The organism is Sutterella massiliensis (assembly GCF_016899755.1).
Classification (GTDB): Bacteria; Pseudomonadota; Gammaproteobacteria; order Burkholderiales; family Burkholderiaceae_F; genus Sutterella; species Sutterella massiliensis.
The window spans coordinates 1-922 of the sequence record NZ_JACJJC010000144.1; the positions used below are offsets into that span (position 1 = coordinate 1).

The window sequence follows — 922 nt, forward strand, 5'->3', positions numbered from 1 at the left end:
GGATGATCCCTTCCGCATCTTCAGGACGCGAATCGAAAGCACGCTTCAGAAGCAGAAGCGTCGTCGCATCCTTGATTCGGCCTTCTTCTGCAATTTGACGAAGAAAGTCGGGCAGATCGTTGATGTGCAGATAGGTCGACACGAACTGATGCGAACGGCCGAGACTCTTGGCAATTTTCGCCGCATTGAGCCCCGTATCGACCAACGCACGGAACGCTTTGGCGACTTCAAGCGGGCGCATGTCGTCGCGCTGGAGGTTTTCGGTGAGCTGCATCAGCATGCGCGTCTGCTCGTCGATCTCCGCTTCGTCGACAATGGCGGGAATCTTCGTGAGACCCGCAAGCTTAGCGGCACGCCAGCGGCGCTCGCCCTGAAGAATGACATAGTGTCCTTCGCGATCGCGTTCCAAAACGTTGATCGGCACCTGAACGCCGAGCTCCTTGATGCTCGCTGCAAGGTCCTCCAGATCGTCGAATGTCTTTCGGACCTGGTCGTGCGAAACGACTTCGTCGATTCTCAGCAAACGAAAGCGCTTGGTGGCGGGCTCCTCCGCAGCGAGTTCTTTCGTCTTCTTCGCAAGATTCGCAAGGGACCCCAAACGCGCAATGCTCTTGATGTTTGCCATGTGTCTTTATTACTCCGCTGCAACGGTACGGATCTTTCGATCGAGTTCTTCAAAAATGGCGGCGATTTCTTCAGCAGCGCGCTGCCCGTTGCGGATTTTCCAGACGGGGGCGCCGCGAGAGGCCAGGTCGACGGGCGGACGATGATGAAGCTTCGCTTCGAAGACAAAGCTCGGATCGAGCGCTTCGCGCACTTCCTGCAGCGCCTTCTGATGCGCCACGGAGCCGTCGAAGTCGTTGATGATGATGCCGAGAATCTGCAGCTTGGGATTGAACTGCGTTTTAACGCTGATCATTGT

General features: G+C 56.5%; 2 protein-coding genes. Both read right to left on the reverse strand.

The features are described from left to right. Positions 1–625: ParB/RepB/Spo0J family partition protein (locus H6A60_RS11820; RefSeq protein WP_205104873.1), on the reverse strand; the 625-nt coding region annotated here is incomplete at its 3' end. A gap of 9 nt (positions 626–634) precedes the next feature. Continuing rightward, the coding region (locus H6A60_RS11825; RefSeq protein ID WP_369126659.1) for a ParA family protein at positions 635–922 on the reverse strand (288 nt) is incomplete at its 5' end.